Origin of the sequence: Stenotrophomonas sp. YIM B06876 (assembly GCF_030711595.1) — a bacterium.
Lineage (GTDB): Bacteria > Pseudomonadota > Gammaproteobacteria > Xanthomonadales > Xanthomonadaceae > Stenotrophomonas.
This window is the reverse complement of sequence record NZ_JAUJUJ010000018.1, coordinates 46,958-63,141: the sequence shown is the minus strand read 5'-3', so window position 1 is coordinate 63,141 and position 16,184 is coordinate 46,958. Positions and strand designations below refer to the sequence as shown.

The following is a 16,184-nucleotide window of genomic DNA, read 5'->3' as shown; positions in this document are numbered from 1 at the left end:
AGTGGCCACGCTGCCATCGCCATTGGCCTGCGCCAGCGCGCCGGTAGCCGTGCTCAATTCGCCGGCGGCCACCGCGCTGCTGCCAATCGCCACGGCGGACTCACCCAGGGCCTGGGCGTTGGCGCCGGCGGCAAAACTGTAGTCACCCGATGCCAGCGTGTTGGTTCCGATAGCGACCGCATTGGCACCGGACGCGGTGGCACTGCCATCGACCACGCAGCTTTCCAGTTCGGCATTGCCGAGCACGAGGCAGGGCGCGTTGCCGCCCACTTCCACCGATTGCGCAAACACCGACGCCGGCAGTGCTGCCCACGCCCCCCCCAGCGCCATCGCAATGGCCGCAGACAAGGTCAGAAACGGGCGGTCGCCACAGCGGCGTTCGTCGATCATCCTCCCGGCGCCCTGGCGGCTTGCCAGTTCCGACGCCACGACCATCTGTCCCAACGCTTTGTTCCAGACCTTGCGATAAATCCGATTCATCGTCACTGCTCCTGAAATGGCGGTTGTTCTGCTGCAGATGGCGACATCGACGGAATATCCGCTCCGGCCGATCCCTGCCGTTTTGTTTGTCCTGCCTTCCGGTTGCACCGGACATGAGGAGGCTCACGCCTGTCATGGCCGCCGGACCCTCTACGAATCCGAACGGCAGCAAAACGAGGCCCGAGTGTTAGCTGGCCGTTTAGCCTGCGTCAAGCTTTTGACGTCCAGCGTCACTGCGTGATGCCCTTCACATTTATTTCACGGAAACGGCACGGGAAACCCCTGCACCCCTTTGAGAACAAGGCGGTACGCGGCTTTCTCAAAGATGAGTGCGGGGCTGTGGACAAGTCCGGGAACAGCCACGAAAAAGCCCGCCGGCAAAAGCGCGGCGGGCATTTCGAGGTTTCCCGGCGATGGAACGGCGGGCGGAATCAGTTCACACGATTCAGCCGCACCATACTCTTGCGTTGCGGAACATCCGCAGCCAGGGCGAGTCCTCCGCCCAGGCCGGCGGCGCCCAGCTCAGGTTGATCGAACGCAGCGTGCGTTCCGGGTGCGGCATCAGGATCGTGACCCGGCCGTCGGCCGACGTGAGGCCGGTGATGCCCTGCGGCGAGCCGTTCGGATTGAGCGGATACTGGCTGGCCACCTGGCCGTCACCATCGACGAACCGCAGGGCGACGTTGGCGGCTGCCTGGTCCGCCGGGCTGTCGAACGCGGCGCGGCCTTCGCCATGGGCGACGGCCACCGGAATCCGCGAACCGGCCATGCCCTGCAGCAGGATCGACGGCGATTCCACCACTTCCAGCAACGCCAGCCGGGCCTCGAACTGCTCACTGCGATTGCGCAGGAAACGCGGCCAATGGTCGGCACCGGGGATGATGTCCTTGAGCTGGCTCATCATCTGGCAACCGTTGCACACCCCCAGCGCGAACGTGTCCGGACGGGCGAAGAACGCGGCGAATGCCTCGCGCAGTGCCGGACGTTCCAGGATCGAGGTCGCCCAGCCGCGGCCGGCGCCCAGCACGTCGCCGTAGCTGAACCCGCCGCACGCCGCCAGGCCACGGAAATCGGCCAGTTGCACGCGGCCTTCAATCAGGTCGCTCATGTGCACGTCGTAAGCGCGGAAGCCGGCGCGTTCGAACGCGTTGGCCATCTCGATCTGGCCATTGACGCCCTGCTCGCGCAGGATCGCGACCTTGGGCCGTCCGCCGGTCGCGATGAACGGCGCGGCTACATCCTCGGACGGGGCAAAGGCAAGCTTCGGCTTCAGCCCCGCGGCGTTGAAGTTGCGCGCGATCGCGCGCTCCTCGTCGGCCACCTCGGGGTTGTCGCGCAGCTTCTGCATGGCATGGGTCACCGACCACCAGGCATCGAACAGTTCTTCCCAGCGCCACTCCACCAGCGACTCACCGGCCAGCGACACCCGCATCACCGGCGCGGTACTCGGACGGGCGATGCGCTGCGCGCATTCGGTCAGCGCATGGCGCTCGACCAGGTCGGCGAACGCGGCGCGGTCCTCGTTGGCGATCTGCACCACCGCGCCGAGTTCTTCGTTGAACAGGCTGCGGAACGGATCATCGCCCCAGGCATCGAGCACGATATCCAGGCCCAGCCGCGAGGCGAAGGCCATCTCGCACAGCGCGGCAAACGCGCCGCCGTCGCTGCGGTCGTGATACGCCAACAGCAGGCCAGCCTCACGCGCATCGCGGATCAGTTCGAAGAACGCGCGCAGCCGCTGCGCGTCGTCCAGGTCCGGCACCTCGCCGGCAAATGCCGGCAGTGTCGAATGGTCGGCATATACCTGCGCCAGGATTGATCCTCCCAGGCGCTGTTTGCCGCCGCCCAGCCCGATCAGCCACACCTCGCTGTCGGTTTCGCGGTCCAGCAGCGGGGTCAGCTGCTGGCGCGCATCGGCGACCGGCGCGAACGCCGAGATCACCAGCGACACCGGCGACACCGACTTGGCGGTGGTGCCGTCGGCCTGCCACTGCGCCTGCATCGACAGCGAGTCCTTGCCCACCGGAATGCTCAGCTCCAGCTGCGGGCACAGTTCCATGCCCACCGCCTTGACCGCATCAAACAGCAGCGCATCTTCACCGTCGTGGCCGCACGCGGCCATCCAGTTGGCGGACAGCTTGATCGACGCCAGCGCCTGTACCGGGGCGGCGCACAGGTTGGTGATCGCCTCGCCGACGGCCATCCGCGCCGACGCGGCGGCATCAAGCAGGGCCAGCGGGCTGCGTTCGCCGATGGCCATCGCCTCACCGGCATAGGTGTCGAACCCGGCCAGGGTGATCGCCACGTCGGCCATCGGCAGCTGCCACGGGCCGATCATCTGTTCGCGCGCGGTCAGGCCGCCGACGCTGCGGTCACCGATGGTGACCAGGAAGTTCTTCGCGGCCACCGATGGATGCGCCAGCACGCGCAGGCCGGCGGCATGCAGGTCCAGCCCGGCGGTTTTCAATGCCGGCCAGCGCGGCGCCGGCGGATAGGCGGTATCGCGATGCATCTTCGGCGCCTTGCCGAACAGCACGTCCATCGGCAGGTCGATCGGGTGAAGATGAGCCGCTTGCGCGGCACTGCCGCGCGGCTCGTCCGAACGCCCGGCGTGCTGCGCCGGGCCGGCTGTATCCGTCGCCGCAGCGTTACCGTAGACGCTTTCAGCGGTTGCGCCATATCCCACCACCAGACGTTCCTCGGCGGTGGCCACGCCGACCACGGCAAACGGGCAGCGCTCGCGCGCGCACAGCGCGGCGAATCCGGCCAGCCGCTGCTGCGCCACACCGAGCACGTAGCGTTCCTGCGACTCGTTGCACCACAGCTGCATCGGCGACAGCGACGGATCATCGGTGGGCACCTTGCCCAGGTCGATCACCCCGCCGACGCCGGAGTCGTGCAGCAGCTCGGGAATGGCGTTGGACAGGCCGCCGGCGCCCACGTCATGGAAGAACCGGATCGGGTTGTCCGCGCCCAGCGCCACGCAGCGGTCGATCACTTCCTGGCAGCGGCGTTCCATTTCAGGGTTCTCGCGCTGCACGCTGGCGAAATCCAGGTCTTCGGCGCTCTCGCCGGAAGCCACCGAACTGGCGGCACCGCCGCCCAGGCCGATCAGCATCGCCGGCCCGCCCAGCACGATCACCGCATCGCCGGGCTGCAGGCGGAGCTTTTCCACCTGCACGCGGTCGATCGCGCCCAGGCCACCGGCGAGCATGATCGGCTTGTCGTAGGCACGGGTGATATCGCCTTCAGCCAGCTCGAAACTGCGGAAATAACCCAGCAGGTTCGGACGGCCGAACTCGTTGTTGAACGCGGCGCCGCCCAGCGGCCCGTCGAGCATGATGTCCAGCGCCGGCGCCATCCGCGGATTCAGCGCGCGCGGCGCCTCCCACGGCTGCGGCAGGGTCGGGATGCGCAGGTGCGAGACCGAAAAGCCGGTCAGGCCGGCCTTGGGCTTGCCACCGCGGCCGGTCGCGCCTTCGTCACGGATCTCGCCACCGGCGCCGGTCGCCGCGCCCGGGAACGGCGCGATCGCGGTCGGATGGTTGTGGGTTTCCACCTTGATGCAGAACGCCGAATCGACCACCGCTTCGCTGCGGTATTCGCCGGTCGCCGGATCCGGCCGGAAACGCGCGGCCGGCAGGCCGGCCACCACGGCGGCGTTGTCGCTGTAGGCGCTGAGCGTGTTCTGCGGCGTCTGCTGGTGGGTGTGCTTGATCATCTTGAACAGCGAGCGTTCCTGCTCCTGCCCTTCGATGGTCCAGCTGGCATTGAAGATCTTGTGCCGGCAATGCTCGGAGTTGGCCTGGGCGAACATCATCAGTTCGACATCCGACGGCTTGCGTCCCAGTTCGCCGAAACGCTGGCGCAGGTAGTCGATCTCGTCCTGGGCCATGGCCAGTCCGAGGCGGCGGTTGGCGTCTTCCAGGTCATCCAGCGCCACGCGCTCCAGCTCGCCGCGCGCCGGCGTGGTGAACAGCGCCTGCGCCTGGGCGGCCTCGTCCAGCAGCGATTGCGTCATCGGGTCGTGCAGCAGGCGCTCAAGTGCCGTCATTGTTTCCGGCCGCGGCGGTGGCACGGAACCCACTGCGGTCGGCTCCGCCTGGCGCGGCCAGCCGCCCAGGTCGATGCGGGTGCCGCGTTCCACCCGGTGGATCGCCAGACCGGCGCCGCGCACCAGCTCGGTGGCCTTGCTCGACCACGGCGACAGCGTGCCCAGGCGCGGTACGACATAGCGCGACACCGCCCCGCTCTCGCGCCCGGCAGCCTGCGGCTGCGCCTGCAGGATCCTGCCCAGCGTGGCCTGATCGACGGCGGCATCGCCTTCGGTCTGGATGAAATAGACATGCCAGGCACCGGTGATACGCAGATCGGCGGCGATGGACTGCAGGCGGGATTCAAGACGTTCGCGGCGGAACGGTGAAAGGGCAGCTGCGCCCTCGAGGACGATCATGTCCGGGGAACCGTGGTTGGAATCGGGCCGGCTATTGTACCGAAGCCGGCGCATGGCCGGCTTCGGGTGGTGCAGCTTCGCAGTCAACGCCTGCTTGGGTCAGCGTGGCAACGCCTTCAGCGGTTGCCAGCAGCGCCCGGAATACGCTCCAGCGCGGCCTTGAGCTGGGCCGGCGGCAGGTAGCCACCGAGCTGGCTGCCGTCGGCGGCGAAGATCGCCGGGGTGCCGTTGACGCCCAGCTGCTGGCCGAGGCTGTACTGCATCGCCACCGGGTTGGTGCAGTTCTTGCCGGGCACGGCCTTGCCACTCTTGGCCTGGGTCAGCGCGGCCTTGCGGTCGGCGGCACACCATACCGAGATCATGTCGGTGTAATCCTTGCTGCCCAGCCCCATGCGCGGGAACGCCAGGTATTCCACCGCGATGCCGTTGCGGTTCAGCTCGGCGATATCCTGGTGCAGCTTGCGGCAGTAGCCGCATTCAACGTCGGTGAAGACGCTGACGGTGTACTTGGCATTGGGCGGCGCGAACACGATGCGGTCGGCGTGCGGCACGGTATCCAGCAGCTTGCGGCGATACGCCAGCAGGCCCTCGCTGGTGGCCAGTGCCCTCTTTTCGATGTCGTAGGGCTGGGACTGCATCAGGTAGCGGCCGTCATCGGACACATACAGCACCTGCCCGGACACCACCACCTCGCGGAAGCCGGCAAACGGCGCGGCGCCAACGTAATCCGGCTTGAAATTGGGGTCGAGCTGCCTGAGCGCTTCACGCACCTTTTTGTCGACCGCACCTTCAGCCACCGGTGCAGCGGTGCCCGGGGATGTGGCGGCGCCGGTTTGCGGCTGCTTTGCGCAGGCGGAAAGACTGATCGCGCCCAACAGCGCGGCAACGGCAATACGGAACATCGGGCATCCACGGTAAGGAGTCGCGGCGATTCTCGCACAGCGACCATGAAGCCACCCTGCCGCCGCACGGCTTCCGGGCGCGGCATCGCGCTTCAGCCGCGCGGATGGTGGCGGCGATGCAGCTTCTGCAGGTGTTCGCGCGCCACCAGGGTGTAGATCTGGGTGGTGGACAGGGAGCTGTGGCCCAGCAGCATCTGCAGCACGCGCAGGTCGGCGCCGTGATTCAGCAGATGGGTGGCGAAACTGTGGCGCAAGCCGTGCGGGCTGATGCTGGCGGGATCGATCGCGGCGGCGCCGGCATAGGTCTTCACCAGCGCCCAGAATTGCTGCCGGCTCACCGCCTCACCGTGGCTGCCGATAAACAGCGGCACCTGCCCTTCGGCATTGGCCACCACCGGCCGCCGGCCCGCCAGTTGCGGCCGCGACTGCTGCAGATAGCGCTCCAGCCAGTGCTGCGACTCCTCGCCCAGTGGCACCAGCCGCTCCTTGCTGCCCTTGCCGGTGACCCGCAGCACGCCCTGGCGCAGGTTGACCGCATTGGCCGGCAGGTTGACCAGCTCGCTGACCCGCAGGCCGGCGGCGTACATCAACTCCAGCATCGCCCGGTCACGCAGGCCCAGCGGCGCGGCGATATCCGGTGCGGCCAGCAGCGCGTCAATCTGGCTTTCCGCCAGCGCTTTGGGCAACGAGCGCGGCAGTGCCGGCGACTCCAGCAGCGCCGCCGGATCCTCGGCACGCTCGCCGCGGCGCACGGCAAGCGCAAAAAACGCCCGCAGCGTCGAGAGCAGCCGCGCATTGCTGCGTGATGACCAGCGGTGGCGGGTGCGCCAGGCCAGGTAGTCGAACAGGCCGGCGCGGTCGATCCGGGCCAGGCCACCGCCGGCACCGTTGCGCCAGCGCGCCAGACCTTCCAGATCACGCCGGTAACTGTCCAGCGTGGCCTGCGCCAGCCCCTGCTCGGCCCAGATCGTGTCGAGAAACCGCTGGATGGCGCGGCTGTCGTCGGCCCGCAGCGGCGGCAGCTGTTGCACCCGCTGGCGGCGTTCGGCGGGAGTGGAGGGGGCAGTCATCGCCACAGCATAGGCGCTCGCCCCGGCCACGCCCATGCACCCGGCCCATGCCAGCGTTTATGCTCGGGCGATGAGCCCACCACCCTCTGCCCCGACGCGCGCCGACGCGCTGCTGATCCGCCGCCTGCTGGCGCTGTTCTACGACGTCTGGCCGGTGGTAGCGCTGTGGCTGCTGGCATCGGCGCTGTTTACCGTCGGCTACACCCTGGCCGGGCATGGCGCCCGCGAGAACATCGCCCCGTTCAGTCCGCTGCAATGGCTGCTGTGGGGGTGTTGCTGGGTACTGGCCGGGCTGTACGCCACGATCAGCTGGCGCCGCGGCGGGCAGACGCTGGGAATGCGGCCTTGGCGGCTGCATCTGCGCACGCTCAGCGGCCAGCCGCCCACCTGGGCTGCGCTGTGGCGGCGCTACGCGGTGGCGACCCTGTCCCTGCTCTGCGGCGGGCTGGGTTTCTGGTGGGCATTGCTCGACCGGCAGCAGTTGACCGTGCACGACCGGCTCAGCGGCACCCGGCTGGTGCGGATCGACGATCGGGAAATCTGATACGGCCGCAGCGTTGCGCATGGCGGCGCGGCCACCACCCGGACAGAGCGGGGAGAGCTGCGGCGTGCGCCGGCCGGCTCGACTGCCGGGTACACCGGCAACGCCGATTCACGCTGCCAATCCGCGAGCGCCCTCTCGGTAGCGGGCGTCCACGTATGAACGCGGCAGCCGGGACAACCGCTGCGCCGCTCGGGCGGCCTGCGCTGCGGGCCGCCCGAGCACCTGCCGGCGGCGCCTGTTGCTAGCCCGATTTACGCCGGAACAGCCAGCCCGACGCGGCCAGCATCACCACCGGCGGCAACGCATACGCGAGCCGGTAGTCGAACCGGAGTGCACCGGCCATGCGCCCGAAAAACAGCTGCAGCAGCCAGAAACCGAGCGCGAACAGGATGCCCAGGAACAGGCGCTTGCCCATGCCACCACTGCGCAGCGAACCGAAGGCGAACGGGACCGCGGCCAGACACAACGCCAGCACGTTGACCGGGTAGAACCAGCGGCTCCAGTAGATGTCCTCGTACTCGCGCGCATCCAGGCCATTGCGCTTGCGGTACTCGATGCTGTTGCGCAGGTCGCTGGCCGGCAGGTTGCGCGGCTTGGTCAGACCCGACGCCAGCGCACCGGCATCCAGCTGCGAATCCCATGGCTGTTCAGCCACCAGCTCGCGGCTGGCCGACCGCTCACCGAACGTGTCGCGGCGCACCTTCTTCAATACCCACTGGTTGTTGGCATGCTCGGCCGTGGCGGCATAGGTCAACGAAGCCAGGCGGCCGTCCGCGGCGATCCGGTACAGCCGCACGTCGTGGAGTACCAGCCGGGTCTTGCCGTCGCCGGTGAGTTGCTCTTCGCCACTCTGGGCATTGAGGAAGGTGTCCCCTTCGCGCGCCCACAAGCCCGAGTAGCGGGCCATGGCGATGTCGGTATTGAACTTGGCGCTGCTCTTGAGCGCATCGGCGCGGCCCTGCGCCCACGGCCCCAGGGTTTCGCCGCTGAACACCATCACCGCCGTCAGCAGCGACAGCGCCACCGCCACCGACAACCCGAGCCGGCGGCGTGACAGGCCCAGCGCGCGCAGCGCGGTCAATTCGGAGCTGGCCGCCAGCTGCCCCAGCCCCATCAGCGCGCCGATCACCGCCGCGGTCGGGAACATCGTGTAGGCGCGGCGCGGCACCGTATAGGCCACCCAGGCCACGGCATGGGCAAAGGTGTAACTGCCTTTGCCGACATCCTTGAATTCCCCGGACAGGGCGATCACCACATCCAGTCCGACCAGCACCACCCAGGTCAACAGCACCGTACTGAACACGGCCCGGCCCAGATAGAAATCAAACCGCATCGGCCGCAGCTTCATGCCGCGCTCCGTGGCCGCGACAGGCGCCCGTCGCGCAGGTACAGCCAGATTGCCAACGCCAGCAGCGGCAGGCTCAACCACCACAATCCAAGCGCGCGTGGCAGCCGGTCGACCGCCAGCAGCTGGGTACCGACAAACATCAGGTTCACTCCCACCAGATACGCCAGCAGGGCCAGCATGATGCGGCCGTAGCGCTGCTGGCGCGGGGCGCTGCGCGACAGCGGCAGGGTCAGCAGGGCGAAAGCCAGCGCCAGCAGCGGGGGCGTCAGCCGCGCATGCAGCTGCGCATTGGCGGTCGGGCGCGGGTCCCCCCACAGCTGCGAGGTCGGCAACAGTTCGGGATCATCGTCATTGCGCACCTCGGTCCGGTCCGGCAGGCCGACCTCGTTGCTGGCATAGCGCATCAGCCGGTAGTCCAGCGCGCCGTTGGCCGGGCCTTCCACCCGGTAACCGTCTTCCAGCCGCAGGAAGCGCTGGCGCTGGCCTTCGAAGAACATCGCGCCATGATCGGCCGACACCACATCGATGCGGTCATCCTTCTGCCGCTGCATGAACACTTTGCCCAGCTGGGTGCCATCGGCCGATACCGAGGACAGATACACGATGCCGCCGCCGGGCAGCGGGGTGAAGCGCCCGGCTTCCAGTCCGGCCACCACCAGGCTGCGGTTGGCGCTCTGCACCAGCTCGGCGGAGGTGCGCTCGGCCCACGGCCCCAGCCACAGCGAACACAGCCCGATCAACGCCAGCACCGGCAGCACCAGCATCAGCACCGGCTTGAGCAGCCGCTTCGGGCCAACGCCGATCGCGGTGATCACCGCCATTTCCGAATCCCGGTACAGCCGCCCCATCGACAGCAGCAGCCCCAGCATCAGCGCCAGCGGCAGGATCAGCGGCATATAAACGATGAACTGCAGGCCCAGCTGCGAGAACAGCAGCCCCGCCGGCAGCTTGCCATCGGCAATACTGCCGAGGATATCCACCAGCACGCCGCCCACGCTGACGACCAGCAGCACGATCAAGGTGGCCAGAAAGCTCTGGGTGAAATCACTCAGGAGATAGCGGTCGAGCTTCGGCATGGGATCGGTGGTTTAAACTCTCGGCTTCGTTCGCGGCGCGCCCCGCCTGACTGGGAAGGCGTATACAGCCCGCGATTGTACGGATTTGGCAACGGAATCTGATCAATGTCTCTGGAATTCACCCTGAACCACGCCGCCCCGGCCACCGCCGGACTTGATTGCATCATCGTCGGCAGCTTCGCCGACAAGTCGCTGTCCCCGGCCGCGCAGGCGCTGGATGCCGCCTCCGGCGGCCGCCTGTCGGCCCTGGTGGCGCGTGGCGATGTCGGCGGCAAGCCCGGCAACGTCACCTTGCTGCACGATCTGGACGGCGTCGCCGCGCCGCGCGTGCTGGTGGTCGGCCTGGGCGATGCGGCCAAGTTCGGCGTGCCGCAGTACATCAAGGCGGTGGGCGATGCCGTGCGCGCGCTGAAGACCGGTACCAGCGCCAACGCGCTGCTGACCCTGTCCGAGCTGGAAGTGACCGGCCGCGACACCGCCTGGAACATCCGCCAGGCGGTGATCGCCGCCGATCACGCCAGCTACCGCTACCGCGCCACCTTCGGCAAGAAGAAGGCCGACGAGCCGGGCCTGACCGCACTGGCAATTGCCGGCGACGACGCCACCGCGCTGACCCGGGGCCAGGCCATCGCCGCCGGCGTGCAGTACGCCCGCGAGCTGGGCAACCTGCCGCCGAACTACTGCACCCCGGCCTACCTGGCCGAGTCCTCGGTCAAGTTCGCCAGCGAACACGAGGGCGCCGAAGCCGAGATCCTGGACGAGGCGCAGATGCAAGCCCTCGGCATGGGCTCGCTGCTGGCCGTGGCCCGCGGCTCGGCCAACCGCCCGCGCATGATCGTGCTGAAGTGGACCAATGGCGGCGACGCCAAGCCCTATGTGCTGGTCGGCAAGGGCATCACCTTCGATACCGGCGGCGTCAACCTGAAAACCCAGGGCGGCATCGAGGAAATGAAGTACGACATGTGCGGTGGCGCCAACGTCATCGGCACCTTCGTCGCCGCCGTGAAGGCCAAGCTGCCGCTGAACCTGGTGGTGGTGGTGCCGGCGGTGGAGAACGCCATCGACGGCAATGCCTACCGTCCGTCCGACGTGATCACTTCGATGTCGGGCAAGACCATCGAAGTGGGCAACACCGACGCCGAAGGCCGCCTGATCCTGTGCGACGCGCTGACCTACGCGCAGCGCTTCGAGCCGGCCGCGCTGGTCGACGTGGCGACCCTGACCGGCGCCTGCATGGTCGCGCTGGGCCACCAGACCGCCGGCCTGATGAGCAAGCACGACGACCTGGCGGGCGAACTGCTGGCCGCCGGCGAACACGTGTTCGACCGCGCCTGGCGCCTGCCGCTGTGGGACGAATACCAGCCGCTGCTGGATTCGACCTTCGCCGACGTCTACAACATCGGCGGCCGCTGGGGCGGTGCGATCACCGCCGGCTGCTTCCTGTCGCGCTTCACCGAAGGCCAGCGCTGGGCACACCTGGATATCGCCGGCGTGGCCAGCGAGGAAGGCAAGCGCGGCATGGCCACCGGCCGTCCGGTCGGCCTGCTGAGCCAGTGGCTGCTGGACCGCATCGCCTAAAGCGAAAACCGGGGTCGGCGTGGGTTTTGCCAAATCCACTCCGACCCCGTTCAAACCCGTCCTTACCATCGAGCGTCCATGTCCCGAGCCGACTTCTACCTGATCGCCAAGCCGCGCTTCCTTACCGAGCCGCTGCGACTGGTGTGCGAGCTGGCCCGCAAGGCCAACGATGCCGGCCTGTTCACCCTGGTGCTGGCGCGTGACCAGGCCCAGGCCGAAGAGCTGGACGAGCTGCTGTGGGCGTTCGACAACGATGCCTACATCCCTCACCAGATCGCCGGCGAAGACGTCGACGAGGAGGAGGCGATCGTGCTGATCGTCGCGCCCGGCACCGAGGCGCCGTCGCGGCCACTGGTGATCAACCTGCGCGACGAGGCCTATCAAGGCGTCTGCGAGCGGGTGCTGGAAGTGGTGCCGGCCGATCCGGCCGCGCGCGAACCGCTGCGCGAACGCTGGCGCCAGTACAAGGCCCGCGGCATGGATATGAACAAGTACGACATGTAATGACCGGCTGGCGGCCACGCCGCGGCCACCCTGTTCAAGGAGATCCCCCGATGCGCCTGCTTATCGCCCTGCTGCTGCCGTGGCTGGCGTTCTTCACCATCGGCCGGCCGGTTTCCGGCATCGTCTGCCTGATCCTGCAGCTGACCGTGGTGGGCTGGGTGCCGGCGGCGATCTGGGCCGCCTATGCGGTCAGCCAGTACCACACCGACCAGAAGATCCGCCGCGCCCTGCGCGGCTGATCGCGCCCCACCCCACCGTCAATCCCGCATTCCTTTCCGGTTCCACCATGACCCAACTCGCTTCCAGCTACGACCCCAAGACCTTTGAATCGGCCCTGTATGAAAACTGGGAGCGGCAGGGCTATTTCAAGCCGTCCGGCAAGGGCGAGCCCTACACCGTGCTGCTGCCGCCGCCCAACGTCACCGGCACCCTGCACATGGGCCACGCCTTCCAGCACACGCTGATGGACGCGCTGGTGCGCTACCACCGCATGCGCGGCTACGACACGCTGTGGCAGATGGGCACCGACCATGCCGGCATCGCCACCGAAATGGTGGTGTCGCGCAACCTGGCGCTGGCCGGCGACGGGGAAACCCGTGACTCGCTGGGGCGCGAGGGCTTCATCGGCAAGGTCTGGGAGTGGAAGGAACAGTCCGGCGACACCATCGAACGGCAGATGCGGCGCATGGGCGCCTCGGGCGACTGGTCGCGCAGCACCTTCACCATGGATGCGCAGCCCTCCGATGCGGTGATCGAAGCGTTCGTGCGCTGGCACGAGCAGGGCCTGATCTACCGCGGCCAGCGCCTGGTCAACTGGGACCCGGTGCTGAAGACCGCCATTTCCGATCTGGAAGTGGAAAGCGTGGAAGAAGATGGCTTCCTGTGGTCGATCGCCTACGCGCTGGAGGACGGCGCCAGCTACGAGCACGTCGAAGTGGATGCCGACGGCAACCAGACGCTGCGCGAAACCCGCCACTGCCTGGTCGTGGCCACCACCCGTCCGGAAACCCTGCTCGGCGATACCGCGGTGATGGTGCATCCGGAGGACAGCCGCTACGCCCACCTGATCGGCAAGCGCGTGACCCTGCCGCTGACCGGCCGCAGCGTGCCGGTGATCGGCGACGAGTACGTCGACAAGGCGTTCGGCACCGGCGTGGTCAAGGTGACCCCGGCGCACGACTTCAACGACTACCAGGTGGGCGTGCGCCACGGCCTGCCGATGATCAACCTGTTCACCACCACCGCCACGCTCAACGAGAACGCGCCGGAGAAGTACCGCGGGCTGGACCGCTACGAAGCACGCAAGGTGATCCTGGCCGAGCTGGAAGATCTGGGCATCCTGGTCGAGACCCGCGCGCACAAGCTGCAGGTGCCGCGTGGCGACCGCACCGGCCAGGTGATCGAGCCGTACCTGACCGACCAGTGGTTCGTGAAGATGGATGCGCTCGCCAAACGCGGCCTGGAGCTGGTCGAAGGTACTGATGGAAAGCCGGGTTCGATCAAGTTCGTACCCGCCAACTGGATCAACACCTATCGCCACTGGATGGAGAACATCCAGGACTGGTGCATCAGCCGCCAGCTGTGGTGGGGCCACCGCATCCCGGCGTGGTTCGACGAGGCCGGCAACTGCCATGTCGGCCGCAACGAGGCCGAGGCCCGCGCCAAGGCCGGGTTGGGCGACGACGTGGTGCTGACCCAGGACAGCGACGTGCTGGAAACCTGGTTCTCCTCGCAGCTGTGGCCGTTCTCCACCCTGGGCTGGCCGGATGCAGCGGCGATGGCGCAGCGCGGTTTCGAGCGCTACCTGCCGTCGTCGGTGCTGGTCACCGGGTTCGACATCATCTTCTTCTGGGTGGCGCGCATGATCATGGCCACCGACAGCTTCACCGGGCACATTCCGTTCAAGGACGTGTACATCACCGGCCTGATCCGCGATGCGCAGGGCCAGAAGATGTCCAAGTCCAAGGGCAACGTGCTCGATCCGCTGGACATCATCGACGGCATCACCATCGACGACCTGGTCGCCAAGCGCACCCATGGCCTGATGCAGCCGAAGATGGCCGAGAAGATCGAGAAGGCCACGCGCCGTGAATTCCCGGACGGCATCATCGCCCACGGTGCCGACGCGCTGCGCTTCACCATCGCCGCGCTGGCCACCCATGGCCGCGACATCAAGTTCGACATGGGCCGCGCCGAGGGCTACAAGAACTTCTGCAACAAGCTGTGGAATGCCACCCGCTTCGTGCTGATGAACACCGAAGGCGCACAGTTCAGCGGTGCGCCGACGCCGCGCACCGATGCCGAACGCTGGATCCTGTCGCGCCTGGCCACGGTCGCCGGCGAGGCGCAGGGCCACTTCGCCCACTACCGGTTCGATCTGCTGGCGCAGTCGCTGTACGAGTTCGCCTGGAACGAGTTCTGCGACTGGTTCCTGGAACTCACCAAGCCGGCGCTTAATGGCGTTGTGCAGGGACGCTCGAATGCCGCTGAAGGCAGGTCGCCGGAAACGGCCGACAACGCCGAAGACGCCGCCAGTACCCGCCACACCCTGTTGTACGTGCTCGAATCGCTGCTGCGCCTGCTGCACCCGCTGACCCCGTTCGTCACCGAGGAACTGTGGCAGCAGGTGGCCCCGCGCGTGGGCCTGCAGGCAGATACGATCTCGCTGCGCCCGTACCCGACCGCGGCGGAATTCGCCGGCGATTTCGGCCGCGCCGAAGCCGACGTGGAATGGCTCAAGGCGATGGTCAATGCGCTGCGGCGCGTGCGCAGCGAACTCAACGTGCCGCCGTCCAGACTGGTGCCCCTGCTGCTGCAGGCCGGCCAGGCCGAGGACCGCGGCCGGGTCGAGCGGTTCAGCGCCTCGTTGAAGTTCCTGCTCAAGCTGGAGCGCATCGACTGGCAGGCCGATGATGCCCAGACGCCACCGGCCGCTGCCGCCATCGTCGGCGAACTGAAACTGCTGGTGCCGCTGGAAGGCCTGGTCGACCTGGATGCCGAGCGCGCCCGCCTGGACAAGGAAATCGCCCGGGTAGAGTCGGAGAAGGAAAAGAGCCAGACCAAACTGGCCAAGTTCACCGACAAGGTGCCGGCCGCCGTGGTCGAACAGGAGCGCAAACGCCTGCTCGACTGGAACAGCCAGCTGGCCGGCCTGCGCGAACAACGCGCCAAGCTGTAACCCGCGTGTAGATTTGCCGATCGGAAAACGCCGCCTGCGGGCGGCGTTTTCTTGTCCGGAGCCCCTGCAGCACCCGCAATACACGCAGCACTTCCGCCCTCACCGCGCTCCTCTCCCGCAAGCGGGAAGGGAGCAAACAGCAAAGGAGCGTGCAAGCGAACAAGCAAACAAGCAAACAAGCGTGCAATAGCGCGCGCCCTTCTCCCCGCGGGGAGAAGGTGCCCGAAGGGCGGATGAGGGAAGGCCTCCCACGCCTCCACGCGGTGACCGGGAAGTCGTCGCCACTGCCGGCAGCGACCACGTGGCAGCCGCGGATCCTGCGCATACCACCTACAGCGGCGGCATCACCTGGAGGTCGTCGTCCACCAGCTCGATCGCCATCACCAGCGCGTCTTCGCGACCGTTGTCAGCCGGGTAATAGCGCGGGCGGCGGCCGATCTCGTTGAAACCTTCGCTGTGATACAGCGCCACCGCCGCGGTGTTGGACGGGCGCACCTCCAGAAACACCCGCTGGGCGCGGTGGTGACGGGCCGCCCGCACCAGTTCACGCAACAGCCGCCGGCCATAGCCCCTGGACTGGCACCGCGGGTCCACACAGACGTTGAGCACGTGCGCCTCATCGGCGGCGATGCTCAGCAGGCCGTAGCCCAGCAGCGTCCCGTCCTGCTCCAGCACCAGCCCCGGGTAGCCGGACCGCAGGCAGTCCATGAAGATGCCCGCCGTCCACGGATATGGATATGCGCGCTGCTCGACCTCCATCACCACGTCCAGATCCTGCTCACGCAGCGGGCGCAGCGTGGCCGTGGACGAGCTCACCCCGAGCGCACTCACGGCCGCGCTTTCCGCCGCAAGGCGCGCAGTTGCGGCCACAGCGCGCGCTTGGCGGCCGGACTGGCGCGCAATTCGGCCAGCGGCCAGCGTTCCATCATCGCCCGCGTCTCCGGATCATTGGGATTGCATCCCGATGCCCGCAGCAACGCGAACTGCAGGCGATCCGGCATCCGCAGCGCGGAGGCGCGCGGCGCGGCCGCCGGCCTCACCGTCGGAGCGG

12 protein-coding genes and 1 pseudogene are annotated in these 16,184 nt (G+C 67.9%); 5 read left to right on the top strand and 8 right to left on the bottom strand.

The window, feature by feature from the left end; all coding sequences use genetic code 11:
- The 4 genes from QZH66_RS09230 to xerD form a co-directional block, all read right to left on the bottom strand.
- Nucleotides 1-480, bottom strand: a 480-nt coding sequence (locus QZH66_RS09230; protein WP_305805648.1) for an ESPR-type extended signal peptide-containing protein, incomplete at its 3' end; no start/stop codon positions are given.
- Nucleotides 481-925: 445 nt separating this feature from the next.
- Nucleotides 926-4,933: a phosphoribosylformylglycinamidine synthase gene (gene purL / locus QZH66_RS09225; RefSeq protein ID WP_305805647.1), complete on the bottom strand. Its 4,008-nt coding sequence runs from the start codon at nucleotides 4,931-4,933 to the stop codon at nucleotides 926-928.
- 116 nt (nucleotides 4,934-5,049) lie between these two features.
- Nucleotides 5,050-5,835: a DsbC family protein gene (locus tag QZH66_RS09220; protein ID WP_305805646.1), complete on the bottom strand. Its 786-nt coding sequence runs from the start codon at nucleotides 5,833-5,835 to the stop codon at nucleotides 5,050-5,052.
- Nucleotides 5,836-5,927: 92 nt separating this feature from the next.
- The gene (gene xerD, locus QZH66_RS09215; RefSeq protein ID WP_305805645.1) at nucleotides 5,928-6,905 is read right to left on the bottom strand and encodes a site-specific tyrosine recombinase XerD; all 978 of its coding nucleotides are present in this window, start codon (nucleotides 6,903-6,905) and stop codon (nucleotides 5,928-5,930) included.
- Between the two features lie 70 nt (nucleotides 6,906-6,975).
- Between xerD and QZH66_RS09210 the strand changes: the two genes are divergently transcribed.
- Nucleotides 6,976-7,449 carry an RDD family protein gene (locus QZH66_RS09210; RefSeq protein WP_305805644.1) on the top strand — a complete coding sequence of 158 codons (474 nt, stop codon included), beginning with the start codon at nucleotides 6,976-6,978 and terminating at the stop codon, nucleotides 7,447-7,449.
- Between the two features lie 241 nt (nucleotides 7,450-7,690).
- Here the strand turns inward: QZH66_RS09210 and lptG are convergent, their stop codons facing one another.
- Entirely contained in the window at nucleotides 7,691-8,797 is a 1,107-nt protein-coding gene (gene lptG, locus QZH66_RS09205) for an LPS export ABC transporter permease LptG (RefSeq protein WP_305805643.1), read from the bottom strand.
- On the bottom strand, nucleotides 8,794-9,873 hold the full coding sequence (lptF, locus tag QZH66_RS09200) for an LPS export ABC transporter permease LptF (protein ID WP_305805642.1): 1,080 nt from the start codon (nucleotides 9,871-9,873) through the stop codon (nucleotides 8,794-8,796). The genes lptG and lptF overlap by 4 nt, the downstream gene beginning before the upstream one ends.
- Before the next feature lie 105 nt (nucleotides 9,874-9,978).
- Here lptF and QZH66_RS09195 point away from each other — a divergent pair, with 105 nt between their 5' ends.
- The 4 genes from QZH66_RS09195 (at nucleotide 9,979) to QZH66_RS09180 (ending at nucleotide 15,133) form a co-directional block, all read left to right on the top strand.
- On the top strand, nucleotides 9,979-11,451 hold the full coding sequence (locus tag QZH66_RS09195; protein ID WP_305805641.1) for a leucyl aminopeptidase: 1,473 nt from the start codon (nucleotides 9,979-9,981) through the stop codon (nucleotides 11,449-11,451).
- A 78-nt stretch (nucleotides 11,452-11,529) separates the two neighbouring features.
- Nucleotides 11,530-11,955 (top strand): DNA polymerase III subunit chi, encoded by a 426-nt coding sequence (locus tag QZH66_RS09190; protein WP_305805640.1) that lies wholly within the window; start codon nucleotides 11,530-11,532, stop codon nucleotides 11,953-11,955.
- A 50-nt stretch (nucleotides 11,956-12,005) separates the two neighbouring features.
- Complete coding sequence (locus QZH66_RS09185) at nucleotides 12,006-12,194, top strand: YqaE/Pmp3 family membrane protein (RefSeq protein WP_305805639.1); 189 nt, start codon at nucleotides 12,006-12,008, stop codon at nucleotides 12,192-12,194.
- 47 nt (nucleotides 12,195-12,241) lie between these two features.
- Nucleotides 12,242-15,133: a valine--tRNA ligase gene (locus tag QZH66_RS09180; protein ID WP_305805638.1), complete on the top strand. Its 2,892-nt coding sequence runs from the start codon at nucleotides 12,242-12,244 to the stop codon at nucleotides 15,131-15,133.
- Between the two features lie 330 nt (nucleotides 15,134-15,463).
- Here QZH66_RS09180 and rimI read toward each other — a convergent pair whose 3' ends face one another.
- Together rimI and QZH66_RS09170 are read right to left on the bottom strand one after the other, a co-directional pair.
- Complete coding sequence (rimI, locus tag QZH66_RS09175; RefSeq protein WP_305805637.1) at nucleotides 15,464-15,964, bottom strand: ribosomal protein S18-alanine N-acetyltransferase; 501 nt, start codon at nucleotides 15,962-15,964, stop codon at nucleotides 15,464-15,466.
- A pseudogene (locus QZH66_RS09170) lies at nucleotides 15,961-16,184 on the bottom strand (alanine acetyltransferase); the annotation flags it as partial. The pseudogene QZH66_RS09170 and the gene rimI, both read right to left, overlap by 4 nt.